Raw genomic sequence first — 16,368 nt, 5'->3', positions numbered from 1 at the left:
GAACCCTAGAAGGGACGCAGCACCCGGGCCTCGGCGAAGCCGTAGGACGCGACCTTGTCGCGCAGGCCCCAGGCCTCGCCCTCGTCGGCTCCCCCCTGCAGGACGACGCGATAGAGCGTCACCCCGTCGGCGCGTTGCAGGGGCTCGATGGTGGCCACCCCGGCGCCGGAAAGCTGGTTGGCGACCCGCTGGGCGTTGGCCGGGTCGCTGAAGGCGCCGGCCTGCACCCGGTAGGCGCTGGCCGCCGCGACCTTCGGCGCGCCGCTGAACACGGGCGCCGCGGACGAGACCGGCGGAATCTGGGTGGGGGCGATGGCCGCCCCGGTGATCGGCGGCAGGCTCGCCGAGGCCACCGCCACCGGGGTGGGCGGCGCATAGGCCGGCAGCGGCGGGACATAGGCCGGTAGGGCCGGCGGCGGCGTGGTGTTGCTGGCGTAGCGCATGCCGGTGTCCGGGCCGCCCAGGGTGGCGGGGCCGATATACTTCACCCGCACATTGGCCAGGCCCTTGCGGTCATAACCGAGTTGGCGCGCCGCCTCGTGACTCAGATCGATCACCCGGCCGCCGACGAAGGGGCCGCGATCATTGACCCGCACCTGAATCTTCTTGCCGTTGTCGAGGTTGGTCACCTCGACGATCGACGGCAGCGGCAGGGTCGTGTGCGCAGCCGACACCGCGTGCATGTCGAAGATCTCGCCATTGGCGGTCGGCTTCATGTGGAATTCGTCGCCGTACCAGGAGGCGACCCCGGTGGCGTCGTACTGCGGATCCTCATGGGGGACGTACCAGACGCCCGCCACCTGATAGGGCGATCCCACCTTGTATCGGCCCCCGGCCCCCGAGGGCGCCGTCCCGGGTGTGACGCCGGGCAGCTTGCTGGCCAGGCGCGGGTGGGGCGTGGCGCAGGCCGCGAGCGCGGCGCTGGACATCAGGATGAGGACGAGATTGCGCCCGACGGCGCTGTGGCGATGGGCGAACATGGTCGCAGATCCTTCTTCCCGAGCGCCCCCCAGCGCACGGTTCTTGCCCGCGACCATGCGCGCCAAGGCTTTGAACTGCGGTTAAGGAGGATGGTTAATCCGTTAAGGTTGTGGATCGCGCCTCCTGGGGCCCGAGTCGCCCGTTGCGAGGTCTGCCGATGACGTTCTGGGAATGGCTGCTGAACCCGTCGGGCCTGACCCCGCACGGCTTCTGTCTGAGCTGGGCGCCCGGCCTGGTGGCCCTGCACGCGGGCTCCGACGCGGCTATCGGCCTGGCCTACTTCTCCATCCCCCTGGCCATCGCCGCCTTCGTCGGCCGCCGGCGTGACCTGGAATACGGCTGGGTGGCCTATCTCTTCGTGGCCTTCATCGTCGCCTGCGGCGCAACCCACCTCATGTCGATCCTCACCCTATGGGTCCCGTCCTACGGGATCGAGGGGCTGATCAAGCTGGTGACCGCCCTGCTCTCCATCGCCACGGCCGTGGTGCTCTGGCCGCTGCTGCCCAAGGTGGTCGCCCTGCCCTCCGCCGGCCAGTTGGCCGAGCTGAACCTCCAGCTCGCCGCCACCGTGTCCCAGCAGGGGGAGACCGCCGCCCGTCTGCGGGAGAGCGAGGCCCAGGTGCGGGCGGCCAATCTCGAGCTGGAGCGCCGGGTCGCCGACCGGACCGCCCAACTGCAGGCGGCCAACCTGCAACTTACCGAGGCCCTGGCGAAGCGCTCCCTGGCGGAGCAGGCCCTGGCCCGCAACGAAGCCGAGTACCGGGCCAGTTTCGAGGCCGCCGCGGTGGGGAAGGTCCAGACCGATCCGCTCACCGGCCGCTTCATCCGGGTCAACCGGGCCTTCGCCCATATGCTGGGCTACGAGCCGGAGGACCTGATCGGCCAGGACGGCTGGCGATTCACCTGGCCGGAGGACCTGGAGGACGGCAGGGCGGGCTACGCCCGCCTGCTGGCCGGCGAGATCGACACCTATCACCGCGAGAAGCGCTACCTGCGGCGGGATGGCCAGCCGATCTGGGGCCGGCTGTCGGGATCGATCGTCCGCGACCCCGAGACGGGCGACCCCCTCCTGTCGGTCGGCGTGGTGGAGGATATCGACGAGCGACACAAGGCCCTGGCGGCGCTGGAGGCCGCCAAGCGGGACCTGGAGGCGATGGTGGAGACCCGCACCGCCGCCCTGGCCCAGCGCGACCTGCTGCTGCGCGAGGTCTATCACCGGGTGAAGAACAATCTGCAGGTCATCGACAGCCTGCTGATCATGCAGGCCCGCGAACTCGCCGACCCCGCCGCCCGCGAGGCGGTTCTGGGCCTCCGCAGTCGGGTCTACGCCCTGGGCCTGGTGCATCACCAGCTGATGGGCTCGCCGAACCTCAGCACCTTCGATATCGCCCCCTTCCTGCAGGAATTGTCGGCCAATGTGGTGGAGGGTGGCGCGGCCGGGGGAATCCAGCTCAAGGTTGAGGCCGCCCCGCTGGAGGTTGGCCTCGACTTCGCGATCCCCCTCGGGTTGCTGGTGACCGAACTGGTGACCAACGCCCTCAAACACGCCTTCCCGACGGGGACCGGACGCATCGATGTCCTCCTGGAGCGCAGCGAGGATGGGCAGGTCGCCCTTATCGTGGCCGACAACGGCCAGGGCTATCGCGTCGATGAGTCCGCCGCGCCGGCGGGCCTCGGCGCCCGCATTATCAAGGGCCTGGTGGCCCAACTGGGAGGAACGATGACCGTGCAGGCCGAGAACGGAACGCGCTGCGAGATCCGCGCGCCAGCGCCGGTGGCGCCGTGAGCGACCTGAATGCGTGCGTGTTGATCGTGGAAGACGAGTTCCTGATCGCCGAGGGCCTGCGGCTTCAGGTCGAGGACATGGGTCTGACGGTCTGCGCCGTCGCCGCCACCGCGGAGGACGCCATCAGCCTGGCCCAGGCCCACCGGCCCTATCTGGTGCTGATGGATATGCGCCTGCGGGGGCTGAAGGACGGGGTCGACGCCGCCCTGGCGATCAATGCGACGGTGGGGTCGAAGATGATCTTCGTCACCGGCTCGCGGGAGCCGGCCACCATGGAGCGGATCCAGATGGACCACCCCTCGGCGGTGCTGTTCAAGCCGGTCTCCGACCGCCAGCTGCAGGCGACCATCAACGGTGTCCTGGCTGGCTAGGATGGCGGACGGGGTGGGATTCGAACCCACGGTGGGCTCTCACCCACGGCGGTTTTCAAGACCGCTGCCTTAAACCACTCGGCCACCCGTCCTGGTCCGGACTAGTCCTTGGCGCGTTCCACGTAGGAGCCGTCCTCGGTGAGGATCACAACCCGGGTGCCCGGCGCGATATAGGGCGGGACCATGGTGCGCAGGCCGTTGGACAGCACGGCGGGCTTGTAGGAGGACGAGGCGGTCTGGCCCTTCACCGAGGGCTCGGTGTCGACGATCTCGAAGGTGGCCAGGCGCGGCAGGGACAGGGCGATCGGCACCTCGTTGTGGGTCGAGAGCTGGACGGTCATGCCTTCCTGCAGATAGGGGGCGGCGTCGCCGACGACATCTTCGGTGGCGGTCAGCTGGTCGTAGTTCTCGGGGTTCATGAAGTGGAACCCGTCGCCGTCCTGATAGAGGAAGGTGTGGTCGCGTTCGTCGACGAAGGCCTTCTCCACCTGCTCGGTCGTGCGGTAGCGCTCCGACACCTTCACCCCGTCGGAGATGCGGCGCATGTTGAGCTGGGTCACCGGGGTGCCCTTGCCGGGGTGGATGTTCTCGGCGCTGAGGACCACGTAGAGCTTGCCGTCCATATCGACGACGGAGCCCTTGCGGAGGGAGCTGGCGGCTACTTTCGGCAAGTCATTCGTCCTTTGGTCGCGCGGGCCATCGGCCGGCGCGTTGTGCTAGGTTCCTGCGCTCCTATAGCGATCCGGGCCAGGATCGCCAGCGTCTTGGAGCCGCGACCTTGACCAGCCCCCTGCCCTCGCCCTGGTGGCGGCCCGAGAACCATCAGGACCGGCGGCCCTTCCTGCTGGCCCGCAACGCCATCCAGAGGGCGATCCGGGGCTGGTTCGAGGGCCAGGGGTTCACCGAGGTGGACGCCGCGGCCCTGGCCGTTTCGCCGGGCAACGAGGCCCACCTGCACGCCTTCGCCACCGAGGCGATCACGACGGACGGCCAACGGTCGCAGCTCTATCTGCACACCTCCCCGGAGTTCGCCTGCAAGAAGCTGCTGGCGGCGGGCGAGACGCAGATCTTTGATTTCGCGAAGGTTTGGCGCAACCGGGAGCGCGGGCCCCTGCACCATCCCGAGTTCACGATGCTGGAATGGTACCGCGCCGAGGCGCCCTACGAGACGCTGATGGACGACTGCGGAGCCCTGCTGGCCCTGGCGGCGGAGGCGGTGGGAGCGGAGTCCCTGCGGTTCCGGGGCCATGCCTGCGACCCCTATGCGGAGGCCGAGCGGGTGACGGTGGCGCAGGCCTTCGAGCGGCACGCCGGGATCGACCTCTTCGTGTCGGTCTCCGCGGATGGAACAGTCGACCCCTTGGCGCTAGCGGGCCAAATGGCCGAGCGGGGGATCCGGACGGCGGCCGACGACACCTGGTCCGATATGGTGTCACGGGTTCTGGTGGAGAAGGTCGAGCCGCACCTGGGGATGGGCCGACCGACCATCCTCTACGAGTACCCGACGAAGGAGGCCGCCCTGGCGCGTCCGAAGCCGGGAGACTCCCGAGTTTCCGAGCGATTTGAATTATATGCGTGCGGCGTCGAACTGGCCAACGCGTTTGGCGAACTGACCGACGTTGACCAACAACGTGACCGACTGACCGACGAGATGGACGAGAAGCAGCGGGTCCACGGCGAGCGCTATCCGATCGACGAGGACTTCCTGGCGGCGCTGGCGGTGATGCCGGAGGCCAGCGGCGCGGCCCTGGGCTTCGACCGCCTGGTGATGCTGGCCACCGGGGCGTCGCGCATCGACCAGGTCATCTGGACCCCGGTCCCCTAGGGCTTCATCGCGCAGACCTGCGCCGCCAGCTGCTGGAAGCCGCTGGTGTAGTCGGTCCAGGGGGCGGCCGGGCTCGGCTGGGCGGCGTTGATGAGGCCGCCGCCGAGGGCGTAGTTGGCCCCGCTGAGGAAGGTCGCGGTCCTGGCCTGGCAGTCGAAGGCCACCTGATGGGTCGACCAGGCCACCGGGGTCGGAAGGCCGTTGAAGGGGGTCGGGGTGTCGTAGAGGGTCCCCACCGAGGTGGTCTTCACGGTCCCCTGGGTGCGGACCTCGCCGGAGGTGAAGGACCAGGCGCCGAGGCTGTCGCGGGCCACGCCCTCGTAATAGGGCGCCGCGGCGCTCCCCTGCAGGGCCAGGGCCAGGCCGGCGGTCAGGATCAGGGGCCCCATCATTGCGCCGTCAGGCCGGCGGTCTCCATGACGCCGTCCGGCCCCGGCACGCCGGTGACCGTGACCGACATGGTGCCGCTGCCGCCGCCGTTGTCCTGCACGTTGAAGACCACGATGTTGGGCTGTTTCAGGGTGATGAGCTTGACCCGGGTGAAACCGCCGTCGGTCCCGTTGACCAGGGGCTTGGTGTAGGTGGTGAAGCCGTCGGCGTCGGGCGCCGGGATCTCCGAGGCCGGGCGGCAGCCGAAGAACCGGATGGGACCGGCGGTGGGGTCCACGGCCCAGGCGGCGTCCGCCAGGCACTTGGGGTCCAGGATGATCCCCGCCCCGCCCATGGCCGAGGCGCTGGATCCGGTGGTCAGGGCGAGCAGGGTCGCCGCCAGCAGAAGCCGCTTCATTGTCGTCTCTCCAGGAAGTTCGGGCGGCGGCTCAGGAGGCCGGGGTCAGGCCCAGGGTGATGGTGTAGCGCATCTGCGCCGCGGTCGGATGGCAGCTGGCCACCGGGGCGTCCGACGGGCAGACCCCCTTGGGGGTGCTGTAGTTGACGCTGACGGCCACGGCCTGGGCGGCCTTGCGATAGCCCATGGCCGTGCCGGTGGGGCCGTCGGCGGCGGCGTTGTTGTCCGGCGCCCAGCCGCGCCCCTGCATCATGGCGTCCAGCTTGGCGGCCACCGCCTGGAAGCTGGTCCCGAACACCTTGCCGGACCCGGTGAAGGTGATGGTGCAGCCCGGGGCGTCGGCCTGGCCCGGATAGGAGACCGGCCCCAGGGCGGCGGTGGAGGTGGATGACAGCGTCGCCTCGGCCCCCGACTTGAGCGCCAGGCAGGCGGCCGGGACCGGCGTCGCGGCCTGGGCCGCCAGGGGCGCCAGGGCGACCAGGGCCACGAGCCCCGCCTTACGAAGACCCACCAGACGGCGCATGACCAACCTCCCGCGTTTGGAAAGGAGGGTCCGTCAGGCGCCGGGACCTGACAAGCGAGGGATAACCCGAATTGTGGACACCCCGCCCCGCCGGTCGGGGCCGGGGCCCCTGGGTGGCGATGACTCCTAGTCGTTGCGCCGCGGCTGCCACCAGACGCCGGAGTCGGCGGCCATGGGCGCGTCGAGGGCGTAGCACATGAAGAGGGCGGTCCCGTCCAGGACGTTGCGCGCCTTCTGCTGCTCTCTCAGTTCCGCGACGCGGGCCTCGCAGGCCGGGCGGGTGGCGAAGGGTCCCTCGATCGGACCGTAATAGTGCTCGGTCGGATTGCCGCTTCGGTCGTCGCGGCCGACGACATAGGTGCTGTAGACCACGACGTACTGTCCCGGCCCGTTATAGACCCCGGCCGCCGCGGGGGCGGCGCCTAGGGTCAGGAGCCCCAGGCCCAGGGCGACGCGAAGGTACTGGCGCATGCAAACCTCCAGATCGGACGCGAGGCCGCGCCCCGCGAGGGAGAGGCTAGGCCCTTTCCCGAGGGGCCGCGAGGGCCGGGGCCCTAGTTGGGAGCGACGCAGATATAGTCGCCGTTATTGCCCTTCTTGCAGGTGAAGGTGGGCTCCGTGGTGGCGATGGTGTCGATGATCTGGTGGCCGCTGCCGTCCTGGTGGGCGAACTTATGGTAGTGCCGGTGGGTGTTGAAGCTCGACTTCAGCGCCGCCAGGTCCGCCGTCATGGCGGTCTTCGCGGCCGCCAGGTCCGACTTCACAGCCAGGATGTTCCCAGCGTTGGCGAAGCCGTTGACCGAGGTGGTCTTCAGGCCGCTGTTGAGCCCGGCGATGTCCTTGGCCTGGGCCGCGGTCTGGCCCTGCAGGATCTGCACCTGCTGCTGCAGGGTCGCCACCTGGCCGCGCAGCAGATTGACCTGCTTGAGCAGCTCCATGGGATCGGCGGCGCTGGTCATCGGGCCGTTGGGCATCTGGAGCTGCGGGTTGGTCGAAGGCTGGGCCGGCGCGATGCGGATCGGCGCCATCGGGCGCTGGGCCCAGGCGGCGGGCGCGGCCAGGGCCAGGGCGGCCAGGGAGACCCCCAGCAGGCGGAGCGGCTTGGTCATCGGATGGTCCCCCATTTCGGCCGGTTCATTCGGCGTCCCCGACGCTAGCACAATCGAACACCGGTCGACGAACGTGCATCCGTGAGGCGAGTGGGGGGGCTTGGGTCCTGGCGGTCGGGGCGGGCGGCCCGTGTCGTCTATGTCGATCCCCCTCCGGCGCGAACCTTCGGTCCGCGCCACCTCCCCCACATCGCGCTGCGCGCTGGGGGAGGATCTTGGGCGAAGATGCTCCCCCACTGGGGGAGCTGGCGGCGAAGCCGACTGAGGGGGACTTTGACTCTTGTTAGCCGCGTGTCGACTACGTCGATCCCCCTCCGGCACGGACCTTCGGTCCGCGCCACCTCCCCCACATCGCGCTGACGCGCTGGGGGAGGATCTCTAGGCGGCGTCCTCGATCTTCAGGCTTTCGCGCAGGGCGCGCTTGAGGAACTTGCCCGAGGCGTTGCGCGGGATGGCCTCGTCGAGGAACCAGACGTAGCGGGGGACCTTGTGCTTGGCCATCAGGGCCACGCAGTGGGCCCGCAGCTCGTCGGCGGTGAGGCTGTGGCCGGGGCGGAGCAGGACGGCGGCGCCGACCTCCTCCCCCAGACGCTCGTCGGGGACGCCGAACACGCAGACCTCGGCCACGGCCGGGTGGCGGTAGCAGGTGGCCTCCACCTCGGCGCAATAGACGTTCTCGCCGCCGCGCAGGACCATGTCCTTCTTGCGGTCGACGATAAAGATGAAGCCGTCCTCGTCGATGCGGGCCACGTCGCCGGTGTGCAGCCAGCCGTTGGTGATGCTCTCGGCGGTGGCGTCGGGGCGGTTGAGGTAGCCCTTGATCACCGGTGCGCCCTTGACCCAGAGCTCGCCGACATGGCCCGGCGGCACTGTCTGACCGTCGTCGTCCACGCAGCGGGCCTCGAAGGTGGGCATGGCCGGGCCGCAGCTGTCGGGCTTGTCGACGAAGAAGTCGGCGCTGACCGAGGTGATGATGCCGCAGGTCTCGGTCATGCCGTAGCCGGTGTTGGGCCGGGCGGTGGCGACGGCGGCGTCGATCTTGGCCACCAGGTCGGGCTGCAACTGGGCGCCGCCCCCGCCAAGCGACAGCAGGCTGGAGGTGTCGGTCGTGGCGAAGTCCTGGTGGGTGATGACCTCGCGGGCCATGGTGGGCACGCCGCTCATGGCGGTGATCTTCTCGCGCTCGATCAGCTTGAGGGCCTCGCCCGGATCCCACTTGTACATCAGCACCATCTTGCCCCCGGCCGAGGTCAGGGCGTAGGCGGCGCAGTTGTTGGCGGTGACGTGGAACAGCGGGGTGACGATCAGGCCCGCGGGCACGCCCGGGACCGGGGCGGCGGCCGGGTCGATGCCGTTGGCCCGCATGGTGGCCAGGCCCTGGACCTGGCCGGAGAAGCCCATGTTCATCAGGTTGGCGACGCAGCCGCGATGGGTGAGCTGGGCCCCCTTGGGGAAGCCCGTGGTGCCGGAGGTGTAGAAGATGCAGGCGTCGGCGTCGGGGTCGATCTGGACGTCGGGCATGTCGCCGCCGCGGCGGGTGACTTCGCTGAACGGCAGGACCCCCTCCGGCGGATTGTCCATGCGGGTGACGATCAGGCGGATGCCCTGCGCCATGGCCGGGCGCTCCAGGATGCGGGCCAGGCGCTCCTCGTCGCAGAAGACCACCTTGGGGCTGGAATCCTTGAGCCCATATTCCATCTCGTCGGTGACCCACCAGGCGTTCATGCCCACGCAGGCGACGCCGATGGAGACGCAGGCCCAGTAGATCAGCATCCATTCGGGATAGTTGCGCATGGCCACGGCCACCCGGTCGCCGGGGCGAACGCCCTCGGCCCAGAGCCAGGCGGCGATGGCGTTCACCTTCTCATGGGCCTGGGCGTAGGTGATCCGCTCGTCCTGGTAGACCAGGTAGTCGCGGTCGCCATAGGCGGCGGTGGCGAGCCAGACGGCGCGGATATTGGGCGGGGCGTGCTTGAAGCTGCGGATCGTATTGCCGCGCACCTCGATCTCTTCGATCTCGAAGGGCTGCCCCGGCGCCGTCAGCTCGGCCCAGGCCTGCTTCAGTTCCTTGTAGTGCATGTTCCGTCCCGACGTTTTTTGATTTTTGGCTGAAGCTCCATAGTGTCGGAATTCCGTAGGGTGCGCCAAGCGGGAAACGGGGGAAGCGCCAGATGAAGACCTATCGCGTCGGGGTGATCGGCCTGGGCCAACGGATCGCCCACGTGCTGGCCGCCATGAAGGAGGTCGGCTGGAACCTGGAGGTGGCCGGCCACGTCGACCCCGCGCCGGTGGGGGCGCCGATCCTGGCCGCGGCCGGGATCGATCCGGGGGTCAGCTACCCCTCCCCCGGCGCCCTGCTGCACGACGGGCCCTATGACCTGGTGATGATCGGCACACCCAACCACCTGCACATGCGCCATCTGGGCCTGGCCATGGCGGCGGGCTATCCGATCTTCGCCGAGAAGCCGATCGTGCGCACGGTGGAGGAGACCTACGCCCTGGCCCGCGCCCTGGCCGAGCCCGGCCGCCCGCCGCTGTTCATCGGCCTGGTGATGCGCTCCATGCCCATCGTCCGCGAGGTGATCAGGCGGGTGGACTCGGGCGAGCTGGGGGAGATCATCTCCATCGACGCCACCGAGCACCTGAACGTCGAGCACGGCGCCTATCTGGCGCGCAACTGGCGGCGCAAGCAGGAATGGGGCGGGTCCTACCTGCTGGACAAGGTCTGCCACGACTTCGATATCTTCGGCCGCATCGCCGGGGCGCGGGCCGCCAAGGTGGCGAGTTTCGGCGGGCGGCGGATCTTCACCTCAGAGCGGGCGGGCGCGCCGCGCACCTATGACGACGGCAGCCCGGCCTATGTGGCCACCGATCCCGGCTGGATGGGCGCCAACGACGCCTTCGAGAGCGACATGGACGTCACCGACCACCAGACCGCCATGGTGGAGTACGAGAACGGCGTGCGGCTGTCCTTCCACGCCAACAGCCACGTCAGCCTGCCCGAGCGCCGCTGGTACGTGGCCGGGACCGACGCCACCCTGATCGCCGACCTGGTGCGCAACAAGCTGATGATCCGCCGCACGCTGAGCCGCGAGAAGCCGGAGCGGATCGAGTATGGCGGGGTCACCGCCGACAGCCACAACGGGGCGGACCAGGCGATGGCCCGCGACCTGCTGGCGACCCTGGAGACCGGGGCCGCGTTCCCGGTGACGCCCTATGACGCCATGGAGGCGGGGCTGACGGTGATGGCGATCGACGAGGCGATGGCCGAGGGGACGATGCTGGACTGCGGGGCGATGTGGGCGGGGTTGGATGAGGCGCGGGGGTGAGGGTGCGGGTTTCCTCCACCCGGCGAAGGTCGAGGCAAGGTGGAGGAACCCCGTCCCGCGCTTTACAGATCCCGCGCGGCGTATGACGCTCCCGGTCGGATCCATGGCCTGGGAGGGCGCGATGGCGACGGACATGACGTCGGAGGAGCTGGAGGCCGGCCTGAGAAGCGGGTCTTCCATCGACAGCTTCGAGCACCGCAGCGACGAGAACGAGGACGACTATATCGTCGCCCAGCTCTACCGGACGTCGGACGGGCGGCTGTTCCGCTATGTGGAGAGTTCGGGCATGGACTCGACCTTCTCCGGGGCCGGCGAGTTCGGCCAATGGCTCGAGGCCTCCGAACAGGCGGGCTGGAGCCGGTTCTAGCCGGTGATCTCCGCCAGGGCCGCCCGCAGGCTGTCGGTCTCTTCCTGCGTCCCCACCGTGATCCGCAGATGGTCGGCGATCCTCGGCGCGTCCCAGCGGCGCACCAGGATGGCGCGCTCGCGCAGGGCGGCGGCCAGGGCCGCGCCGCCGTGATCCGGATGCCGTGTGAACACGAAGTTGGCGGCGGACGGGAGGGTCTCGAAGCCGAGGGCGGCGAGGCCCTCCACCAGCTTGGCGCGCGTGGCGATGATCGTCGCCAGGGTCTGTCGGAAATACCCCTCGTCCTGCACCGAGGCGATGGCGCCGGCCTGGGCGGGGCGGCCGAGCGGGTAGGAGTTGAAGCTGTCCTTCACCCGGGTGAGCGCCGCGATCAGGTCGGGATGGCCGAGCGCATAGCCGACGCGGAGGCCGGCGAGCGCGCGGCTTTTGGAGAAGGTGCGGACCACCAGCAGGTTGTCGTGCTTCGCGATCAGGGGGACGGCGGTCTCGGCGCCGAAGTCCACATAGGCCTCGTCGATGACCACGGGGGCGTCCGGATGGTCGGTGAGCAGGGTCTCGATATCGGCCAGCGGCAGGGCCACGCCGGTGGGGGCGTTGGGGTTGGGCAGGATGATGGCGCCGGCCGGCCGGCGGTAGTCGGCGACGCGGACCTGGAAGGCCTCGTCCAGGGGGATGGTCTCCGCCTCGATGCCGAACAAGCGGCTGTAGACCGGATAGAAACTGTAGCTGATGTCGGGGAACAGCAGGGGCGCGTCGTGCTTCAGCAGGGCGGCGAAGGCGTGGGCGAGGACCTCGTCGGAGCCATTGCCGACGAAGACATTGGCGGACTCCAGGCCGTGATAGGCGGCGAGCGCCCGGCGCAGGGCCGTCGCCTCGGGGTCCGGATAGAGCCGCAGGGAATCGCGGGCCTCGGCGGCCACGGCGGCGAGCGCCTTGGGCGAGGGAGGAAGCGGGCTCTCATTGGTGTTGAGCTTGATGAGGCCGGCGATTTGCGGCTGCTCGCCCGGGACATAGGGCGAAAGGGTGCGGGTCAGGTCGCTCCAGAGGCGGCTCATGGAATCTCGCGCTAGGATGGCGGGGCAAGCGGGAGGTCTGTGACATGGAAACCCAGGTTCTGCACCTGTCGGCGGTGGAGATGATCCCCTGGCGCGACCGGGCGCGCGGCGACGCCATCAAGCCGCACTGGTTCGAGGGCCAGGTCGAGGGGCGGCTGGCCAAGCCGCTGGGGATCACCCAGTTCGGGGTGAACCTGGTGACGCTCGCGCCCGGCGCCTATTCGGCCCTGCGCCACTGGCACGCCGCCGAGGACGAGTTCGTCCACGTGCTGGCCGGTGAGCTCGTGCTGATCGACGAGACCGGCGAGCACGTGCTGACCGCCGGGTCGTCGGCGGGGTTTCCGGCCGGCGTCGCCAACGCCGACCACCTGGCCAACCGCTCGGATGCGCCCGCCACCTATCTGGCGGTGGGGTCGCGGCGGCCGGGAGAGGAAGAAATCAGATATCCGGACGACGACTTCGGGCCAGTGACGAAGTAGGCGCCCTGCCCTCTCCAATCACGTCATCCCGGCCGCAGCGCAGCGGAGAGCCGGGACCCAGGGGCGGTGCGCTGGGCCCCTGGGTCCCGGCTCGGCCTAACGGCCGTCCGGGATGACGGGTTGGGCTATCCTCCGGCCCGCGTCTGGCGACGCGGGCGTTCGTTGCGGCGATCGACAAGCCGTTGTCGATCGCATGCGGCTCGCGAGCGCGAGCCGCCGCGCCTCACCCGCCCAGCTTCCACCCTGCCGCCTTGACGAAGGCCTCGTAGAAGGCGGGTTCGTAGGCGGCTTCGGGGTCCTTGCGGACCCATTCATCCAGCAGGTGGGCGTCGTCGCCCACCAGGATGCGCCAGCGTTGCGCCTTCACCCCGTCGAGGATGACGGTGGCGGCGGCCGCGGCGGTCATGGGGGCGTCCTCCAGGAAGCGGCGGGCGGCCTCGGCCACCATGGCCTGGATGGCGGCGTCGGGAACCTGGGCGGCGTCCACCCCGGCGGCGGCCATGCGGGCGCGGGCCACCTCGATCTCCTCGGGGCTCAGGGCGTCGGCCTCGGTCCCGACCTGGACCTTGCGGGAATTGGCGACGATGGAGGTGCCGATGTGGCCGGGCATGACCACGCTGGCCTTCACGTGGGGGGCGGTCAGCCGCAGGTCGGTGATCAGGGCCTCGGTGAAGCCCTTCACCGCGAACTTGGCCGCCGCGTAGGACGTGTGGGAGGTGTTGGGGCCGATGCTGGCCCAGAAGCCGTTGACGCTGGAGGTGTTGACGATGTGGGCCTCCGGCGCGGCGATCAGCATGTCCAGGAAGGTGCGCACCCCCAGATAGACCCCGCCCCAGCAGACATTGAAGGTCCGCTCCCAGGCCGCGCGGCTGTCGGTGACCATGCTGCCGCCGCCGCCGATGCCGGCGTTGTTGAACAGCAGGTGGATGTGATCGGTCTGGTGCTGATCCTCGATCTCCCGGCGGAACCGCTGGAGCTGGGACTCGTCGGAGACGTCGGCCAGGTGGGCGGTGATCCGCACGCCCTGGGGGATGCGGTCGGCCGTCGCGAGCGCGATGGTCTCCTTCATATTGGCCGCCGAGACGTCGCACATGGCGACATGGCAGCCCTGGGCCACCAGCTGGCGGGCCAGTTCGCGGCCCATGCCGGTGCCGCCGCCGGTGACGACGGCGATCTTGCCGGTGAAGTCCTGCATCGCGCTCTCCCTTGAGGCGCTGTTCGCGCGCCCTTGGCGGGAGCTTGAACCCCGGCGGGCGCGGGCGGAAGCGTGACCCTGCGTCAGTGGGGCGGGGTTAAGCGGTATTCACCGTGTTTTTTGGCCGGGTGTTCACGCGGCGAGGGCAGGTTCAGTCCGAACAGGAATGGACGCCATCCCTTTGGATCAGGTCAGCAAAATCGCCAATGCGGGTGGGATCTCCGCCAGGGTGATCCTCGACGCCTTCGACCGCTGGCTCAGCCATCGGGTGGCCGAGGCGCGCGGGGCCGGCATGGACCTCGCCTTCCACGACCGCGAGTTCGACATCGCGCCGGGCCGCGACCCGGCCCTGGTGGGCTGGAGCCACGTCCTGCTGGCGCCGGGCGCCAAGCCGCCGCCGGGCCAGGACTGGACCGTCTACCGCCTGCAGAACCAGGGCCTGACCCACAGCGCCGGCGTCGGCGTGCTGAACCAGGACGCCCTGCGCACGGCGCTGGAGGCCCTGGGTTACGGCGCCTATCTGGGCGATCCCCCCGCCAGCGCCGCCTCGGGCGCCTGACGCCGGATTTGCCGTGGGCGCGTGGGGGTATCAGGATGGGGCAAAGCCCTCCTGATTCAGAAAGTCCGCCGCCCTTGAAACGCGCGCTCTTCGCCGCCGCCGCCCTGCTGCTCAGCAGCGGCGCCGCGCTCGCCCAGTCCGCCGGCCCACAGCCGGTTCCCCTGCCCGCCCCCATCCCCGCGCCGCAGGACAGGCCCTATCCGGGCCTGATCACCCTGTCGGTGGACGCCACCGACCTGGACCGCCGGATCTTCCGGGTGAAGGAGACCATCCCCGTGGCCCAGCCGGGGCCCATGACCCTGCTCTATCCGAGCTGGATCCCCGGCAACCACGCCCCGCGCGGCCCCATCGACAAGCTGGCGGGGCTGGTGATCACCGGCGCCGACAAGCCGCTGGAGTGGACCCGCGACCCCGTCGACGTCTCGGCCTTCCACATCGACGTGCCGGCCGACGTGAAGTTCGTGGAGCTGAACTTCCAGTACGTCTCCCCCACCGATCCCGACCAGGGCCGGGTGGTGGTCACTCCGGAGATGATGAACGTCCAGTGGTTCGCCCTGGCCCTCTATCCCGCCGGCTATTTCACCCGCCAGATCCAGATCCAGCCCCATATCCGCCTGCCCGACGGCTGGTCCTTCGCCACCGCGCTGGAGGACCGCGACAGCGTCCGCGAGATGGTCCGCTTCAAGCCCGTCAGCTTCGAGACCCTGATGGATTCCCCCATGTTCGCGGGGCGTTACGTCAAGAAGCTCGACCTCGATCCCGGCGGCCGCTCGCGGGTGACCCTGAACGTGGTGGCCGACGATCCGAGCCTGCTGGAGATCAAGCCGGCCCAGCTGGCGGCGCACCGGGCCATGGTGGCCCAGGCCGACAAGCTCTATGGCGCGCGCCACTACGACCACTACGACTTCCTGTTCGCCCTGTCCGACCGCATGGGCGGGATCGGGGTGGAGCATCAGCGCTCCAGCGAGAACGGCACGGCGCCGCGCTATTTCCTCGACTGGGACAAGCTGCCGGCCACCCGCGACCTGCTGCCCCACGAATACACCCACAGCTGGAACGGCAAGTACCGCCGCCCGGCCGACCTGTGGACCGCCAACTTCAACACCCCGATGCGCAACAGCCTGCTCTGGGTCTATGAGGGCCAGACCCAGTACTGGGGCTATGTCCTGGCCGCGCGCTCGGGCCTGCTTACCAAGCAGGAGGCGCTGGACGCCATCGCGGCGACGGCGGCGGCCTATGACAACCGGGTGGGCCGGTCCTGGCGGGCCATGGAGGACACCACCAACGACCCGATCATCTCCGCCCGCCGGCCCCAGGCCTGGACCAGCTGGCAGCGCAGCGAGGACTATTATTCCGAGGGCCAGCTGATCTGGCTGGACGCCGACACCCTGATCCGCGAGCAGTCCAAGGGGAAGAAGTCGCTGGACGACTTCGCCAAGGCCTTCTTCGGGGTCAATGACGGCGACTGGGGCCAGCTCACCTACGACTTCGACGAGGTGGTGAAGACCCTCAACGCCGTGCAGCCCCATGACTGGGCGGGGTTCCTGAAGACCCGGCTGGAGGGCCACGGCCCCGGCGCGCCCCTGGATGGGGTGACCCGCGGCGGCTACCGCCTGGTCTATGGCGAGACACCCACCGACTACGCCAAGAGCAACGAGACCCGGCGCAAGATCACCGACCTGACCTATTCGCTGGGCCTGACGCTGGGCAAGGACGGCGAGCTGGCGGCGGTGCAGTGGGAGGGACCGGCCTTCAAGGCGGGCCTGGCCGACGGCATGAAGCTGATCGCGGTGAACGGCCTGGCCTATGACGCCGACCGGTTGAAGGACGCGGTCACCGCCGCCAAGGGGGGCAAGGACCCGCTGGAGCTGCTGGTGAAGTCCGGCGAGCGCTATCGCACCGTGAAGATCGATTACCACGGCGGCCTGCGCTACCCGCGCTTCGAGCGGGTGGCGGGGACCCCTGCCCGGCTGGACGACATCCTGGCGCCGCGGAAATAGCG

At 69.7% G+C, this 16,368-nt stretch carries 18 protein-coding genes and 1 tRNA gene; 8 read left to right on the top strand and 11 right to left on the bottom strand.

What is annotated here, in order from left to right; translation table 11 throughout:
• Nucleotides 1-5: 5 nt before the first annotated feature.
• On the bottom strand, nucleotides 6-980 hold the full coding sequence (locus ACO06I_RS04600) for a septal ring lytic transglycosylase RlpA family protein (RefSeq protein WP_421931425.1): 975 nt from the start codon (nucleotides 978-980) through the stop codon (nucleotides 6-8).
• A gap of 158 nt (nucleotides 981-1,138) precedes the next feature.
• Between ACO06I_RS04600 and ACO06I_RS04595 the strand changes: the two genes are divergently transcribed.
• Both ACO06I_RS04595 and ACO06I_RS04590 read left to right on the top strand, forming a co-directional pair.
• The gene (locus ACO06I_RS04595) at nucleotides 1,139-2,767 is read left to right on the top strand and encodes a sensor histidine kinase (RefSeq protein WP_421931424.1); all 1,629 of its coding nucleotides are present in this window, start codon (nucleotides 1,139-1,141) and stop codon (nucleotides 2,765-2,767) included.
• A 17-nt stretch (nucleotides 2,768-2,784) separates the two neighbouring features.
• A complete protein-coding gene (locus ACO06I_RS04590; RefSeq protein ID WP_421931423.1) occupies nucleotides 2,785-3,138 on the top strand; it encodes a response regulator in 354 nt (117 codons plus the stop codon).
• A gap of 2 nt (nucleotides 3,139-3,140) precedes the next feature.
• Here the strand turns inward: ACO06I_RS04590 and ACO06I_RS04585 are convergent.
• A tRNA-Ser gene (locus ACO06I_RS04585) sits at nucleotides 3,141-3,230 on the bottom strand.
• A gap of 9 nt (nucleotides 3,231-3,239) precedes the next feature.
• Nucleotides 3,240-3,809, bottom strand: a complete 570-nt coding sequence (gene efp, locus ACO06I_RS04580) for an elongation factor P (RefSeq protein WP_421931422.1) — start codon at nucleotides 3,807-3,809, stop codon at nucleotides 3,240-3,242.
• A gap of 107 nt (nucleotides 3,810-3,916) precedes the next feature.
• Between efp and epmA the strand changes: the two genes are divergently transcribed.
• Nucleotides 3,917-4,963 (top strand): EF-P lysine aminoacylase EpmA, encoded by a 1,047-nt coding sequence (gene epmA, locus ACO06I_RS04575; RefSeq protein WP_421931421.1) that lies wholly within the window; start codon nucleotides 3,917-3,919, stop codon nucleotides 4,961-4,963.
• Here the strand turns inward: epmA and ACO06I_RS04570 are convergent.
• From ACO06I_RS04570 to ACO06I_RS04545, 6 genes are all read right to left on the bottom strand, one after another.
• Complete coding sequence (locus ACO06I_RS04570) at nucleotides 4,960-5,355, bottom strand: hypothetical protein (RefSeq protein WP_421931420.1); 396 nt, start codon at nucleotides 5,353-5,355, stop codon at nucleotides 4,960-4,962. The two genes, epmA and ACO06I_RS04570, sit on opposite strands and share 4 nt — an antisense overlap.
• The gene (locus ACO06I_RS04565; RefSeq protein ID WP_421931419.1) at nucleotides 5,352-5,750 is read right to left on the bottom strand and encodes a hypothetical protein; all 399 of its coding nucleotides are present in this window, start codon (nucleotides 5,748-5,750) and stop codon (nucleotides 5,352-5,354) included. Before ACO06I_RS04565 ends, ACO06I_RS04570 begins: the two co-directional genes overlap by 4 nt.
• A gap of 31 nt (nucleotides 5,751-5,781) precedes the next feature.
• A complete protein-coding gene (locus ACO06I_RS04560; protein WP_421931418.1) occupies nucleotides 5,782-6,273 on the bottom strand; it encodes a hypothetical protein in 492 nt (163 codons plus the stop codon).
• 126 nt (nucleotides 6,274-6,399) lie between these two features.
• Nucleotides 6,400-6,744 (bottom strand): hypothetical protein, encoded by a 345-nt coding sequence (locus ACO06I_RS04555; protein WP_421931417.1) that lies wholly within the window; start codon nucleotides 6,742-6,744, stop codon nucleotides 6,400-6,402.
• Between the two features lie 83 nt (nucleotides 6,745-6,827).
• On the bottom strand, nucleotides 6,828-7,382 hold the full coding sequence (locus ACO06I_RS04550; protein WP_421931416.1) for a hypothetical protein: 555 nt from the start codon (nucleotides 7,380-7,382) through the stop codon (nucleotides 6,828-6,830).
• A 378-nt stretch (nucleotides 7,383-7,760) separates the two neighbouring features.
• Nucleotides 7,761-9,461 (bottom strand): class I adenylate-forming enzyme family protein, encoded by a 1,701-nt coding sequence (locus ACO06I_RS04545; protein WP_421931415.1) that lies wholly within the window; start codon nucleotides 9,459-9,461, stop codon nucleotides 7,761-7,763.
• Nucleotides 9,462-9,553: 92 nt separating this feature from the next.
• Here ACO06I_RS04545 and ACO06I_RS04540 point away from each other — a divergent pair, with 92 nt between their 5' ends.
• Complete coding sequence (locus tag ACO06I_RS04540) at nucleotides 9,554-10,711, top strand: Gfo/Idh/MocA family protein (protein ID WP_421931414.1); 1,158 nt, start codon at nucleotides 9,554-9,556, stop codon at nucleotides 10,709-10,711.
• A gap of 121 nt (nucleotides 10,712-10,832) precedes the next feature.
• Complete coding sequence (locus ACO06I_RS04535) at nucleotides 10,833-11,078, top strand: hypothetical protein (RefSeq protein WP_421931413.1); 246 nt, start codon at nucleotides 10,833-10,835, stop codon at nucleotides 11,076-11,078.
• Here the strand turns inward: ACO06I_RS04535 and hisC are convergent.
• Nucleotides 11,075-12,133, bottom strand: coding sequence for a histidinol-phosphate transaminase (gene hisC / locus ACO06I_RS04530; protein ID WP_421931412.1), 1,059 nt, complete (start codon nucleotides 12,131-12,133; stop codon nucleotides 11,075-11,077). The two genes, ACO06I_RS04535 and hisC, sit on opposite strands and share 4 nt — an antisense overlap.
• Before the next feature lie 44 nt (nucleotides 12,134-12,177).
• On the opposite strand from hisC, the gene ACO06I_RS04525 reads away from it, so the two are divergent.
• On the top strand, nucleotides 12,178-12,612 hold the full coding sequence (locus tag ACO06I_RS04525) for a cupin domain-containing protein (RefSeq protein WP_421931411.1): 435 nt from the start codon (nucleotides 12,178-12,180) through the stop codon (nucleotides 12,610-12,612).
• A gap of 223 nt (nucleotides 12,613-12,835) precedes the next feature.
• Here the strand turns inward: ACO06I_RS04525 and ACO06I_RS04520 are convergent, their stop codons facing one another.
• A complete protein-coding gene (locus ACO06I_RS04520; protein ID WP_421931410.1) occupies nucleotides 12,836-13,807 on the bottom strand; it encodes an SDR family NAD(P)-dependent oxidoreductase in 972 nt (323 codons plus the stop codon).
• Between the two features lie 166 nt (nucleotides 13,808-13,973).
• Between ACO06I_RS04520 and ACO06I_RS04515 the strand changes: the two genes are divergently transcribed.
• Nucleotides 13,974-14,366: a hypothetical protein gene (locus ACO06I_RS04515; RefSeq protein WP_421931409.1), complete on the top strand. Its 393-nt coding sequence runs from the start codon at nucleotides 13,974-13,976 to the stop codon at nucleotides 14,364-14,366.
• Nucleotides 14,367-14,440: 74 nt separating this feature from the next.
• A complete protein-coding gene (locus ACO06I_RS04510) occupies nucleotides 14,441-16,366 on the top strand; it encodes a M61 family metallopeptidase (protein ID WP_421931408.1) in 1,926 nt (641 codons plus the stop codon).
• Nucleotides 16,367-16,368: the final 2 nt, after the last annotated feature.

Origin of the sequence: Phenylobacterium sp. (assembly GCF_965229015.1) — a bacterium.
Lineage (GTDB): Bacteria > Pseudomonadota > Alphaproteobacteria > Caulobacterales > Caulobacteraceae > Phenylobacterium.
Note: the sequence above shows the minus strand (reverse complement) of the source record. Positions and strands in the feature narration are given on the sequence as shown.

Bases quoted from the DNA above. Each gene is read 5' to 3' on its own strand.
- ACO06I_RS04550 (WP_421931416.1), bottom strand. From the start codon at position 7,382: ATGACCAAGCCGCTCCGCCTGCTGGGGGTCTCCCTGGCCGCCCTGGCC.
- ACO06I_RS04565 (WP_421931419.1), bottom strand. From the start codon at position 5,750: ATGAAGCGGCTTCTGCTGGCGGCGACCCTGCTCGCCCTGACCACCGGA.
- ACO06I_RS04570 (WP_421931420.1), bottom strand. From the start codon at position 5,355: ATGATGGGGCCCCTGATCCTGACCGCCGGCCTGGCCCTGGCCCTGCAG.
- ACO06I_RS04545 (WP_421931415.1), bottom strand. From the start codon at position 9,461: ATGCACTACAAGGAACTGAAGCAGGCCTGGGCCGAGCTGACGGCGCCG.
- ACO06I_RS04595 (WP_421931424.1), top strand. From the start codon at position 1,139: ATGACGTTCTGGGAATGGCTGCTGAACCCGTCGGGCCTGACCCCGCAC.
- ACO06I_RS04525 (WP_421931411.1), top strand. From the start codon at position 12,178: ATGGAAACCCAGGTTCTGCACCTGTCGGCGGTGGAGATGATCCCCTGG.
- ACO06I_RS04520 (WP_421931410.1), bottom strand. From the start codon at position 13,807: ATGCAGGACTTCACCGGCAAGATCGCCGTCGTCACCGGCGGCGGCACC.
- ACO06I_RS04535 (WP_421931413.1), top strand. From the start codon at position 10,833: ATGGCGACGGACATGACGTCGGAGGAGCTGGAGGCCGGCCTGAGAAGC.
- ACO06I_RS04515 (WP_421931409.1), top strand. From the start codon at position 13,974: ATGGACGCCATCCCTTTGGATCAGGTCAGCAAAATCGCCAATGCGGGT.
- hisC (WP_421931412.1), bottom strand. From the start codon at position 12,133: ATGAGCCGCCTCTGGAGCGACCTGACCCGCACCCTTTCGCCCTATGTC.
- ACO06I_RS04540 (WP_421931414.1), top strand. From the start codon at position 9,554: ATGAAGACCTATCGCGTCGGGGTGATCGGCCTGGGCCAACGGATCGCC.
- ACO06I_RS04600 (WP_421931425.1), bottom strand. From the start codon at position 980: ATGTTCGCCCATCGCCACAGCGCCGTCGGGCGCAATCTCGTCCTCATC.
- ACO06I_RS04555 (WP_421931417.1), bottom strand. From the start codon at position 6,744: ATGCGCCAGTACCTTCGCGTCGCCCTGGGCCTGGGGCTCCTGACCCTA.
- ACO06I_RS04560 (WP_421931418.1), bottom strand. From the start codon at position 6,273: ATGCGCCGTCTGGTGGGTCTTCGTAAGGCGGGGCTCGTGGCCCTGGTC.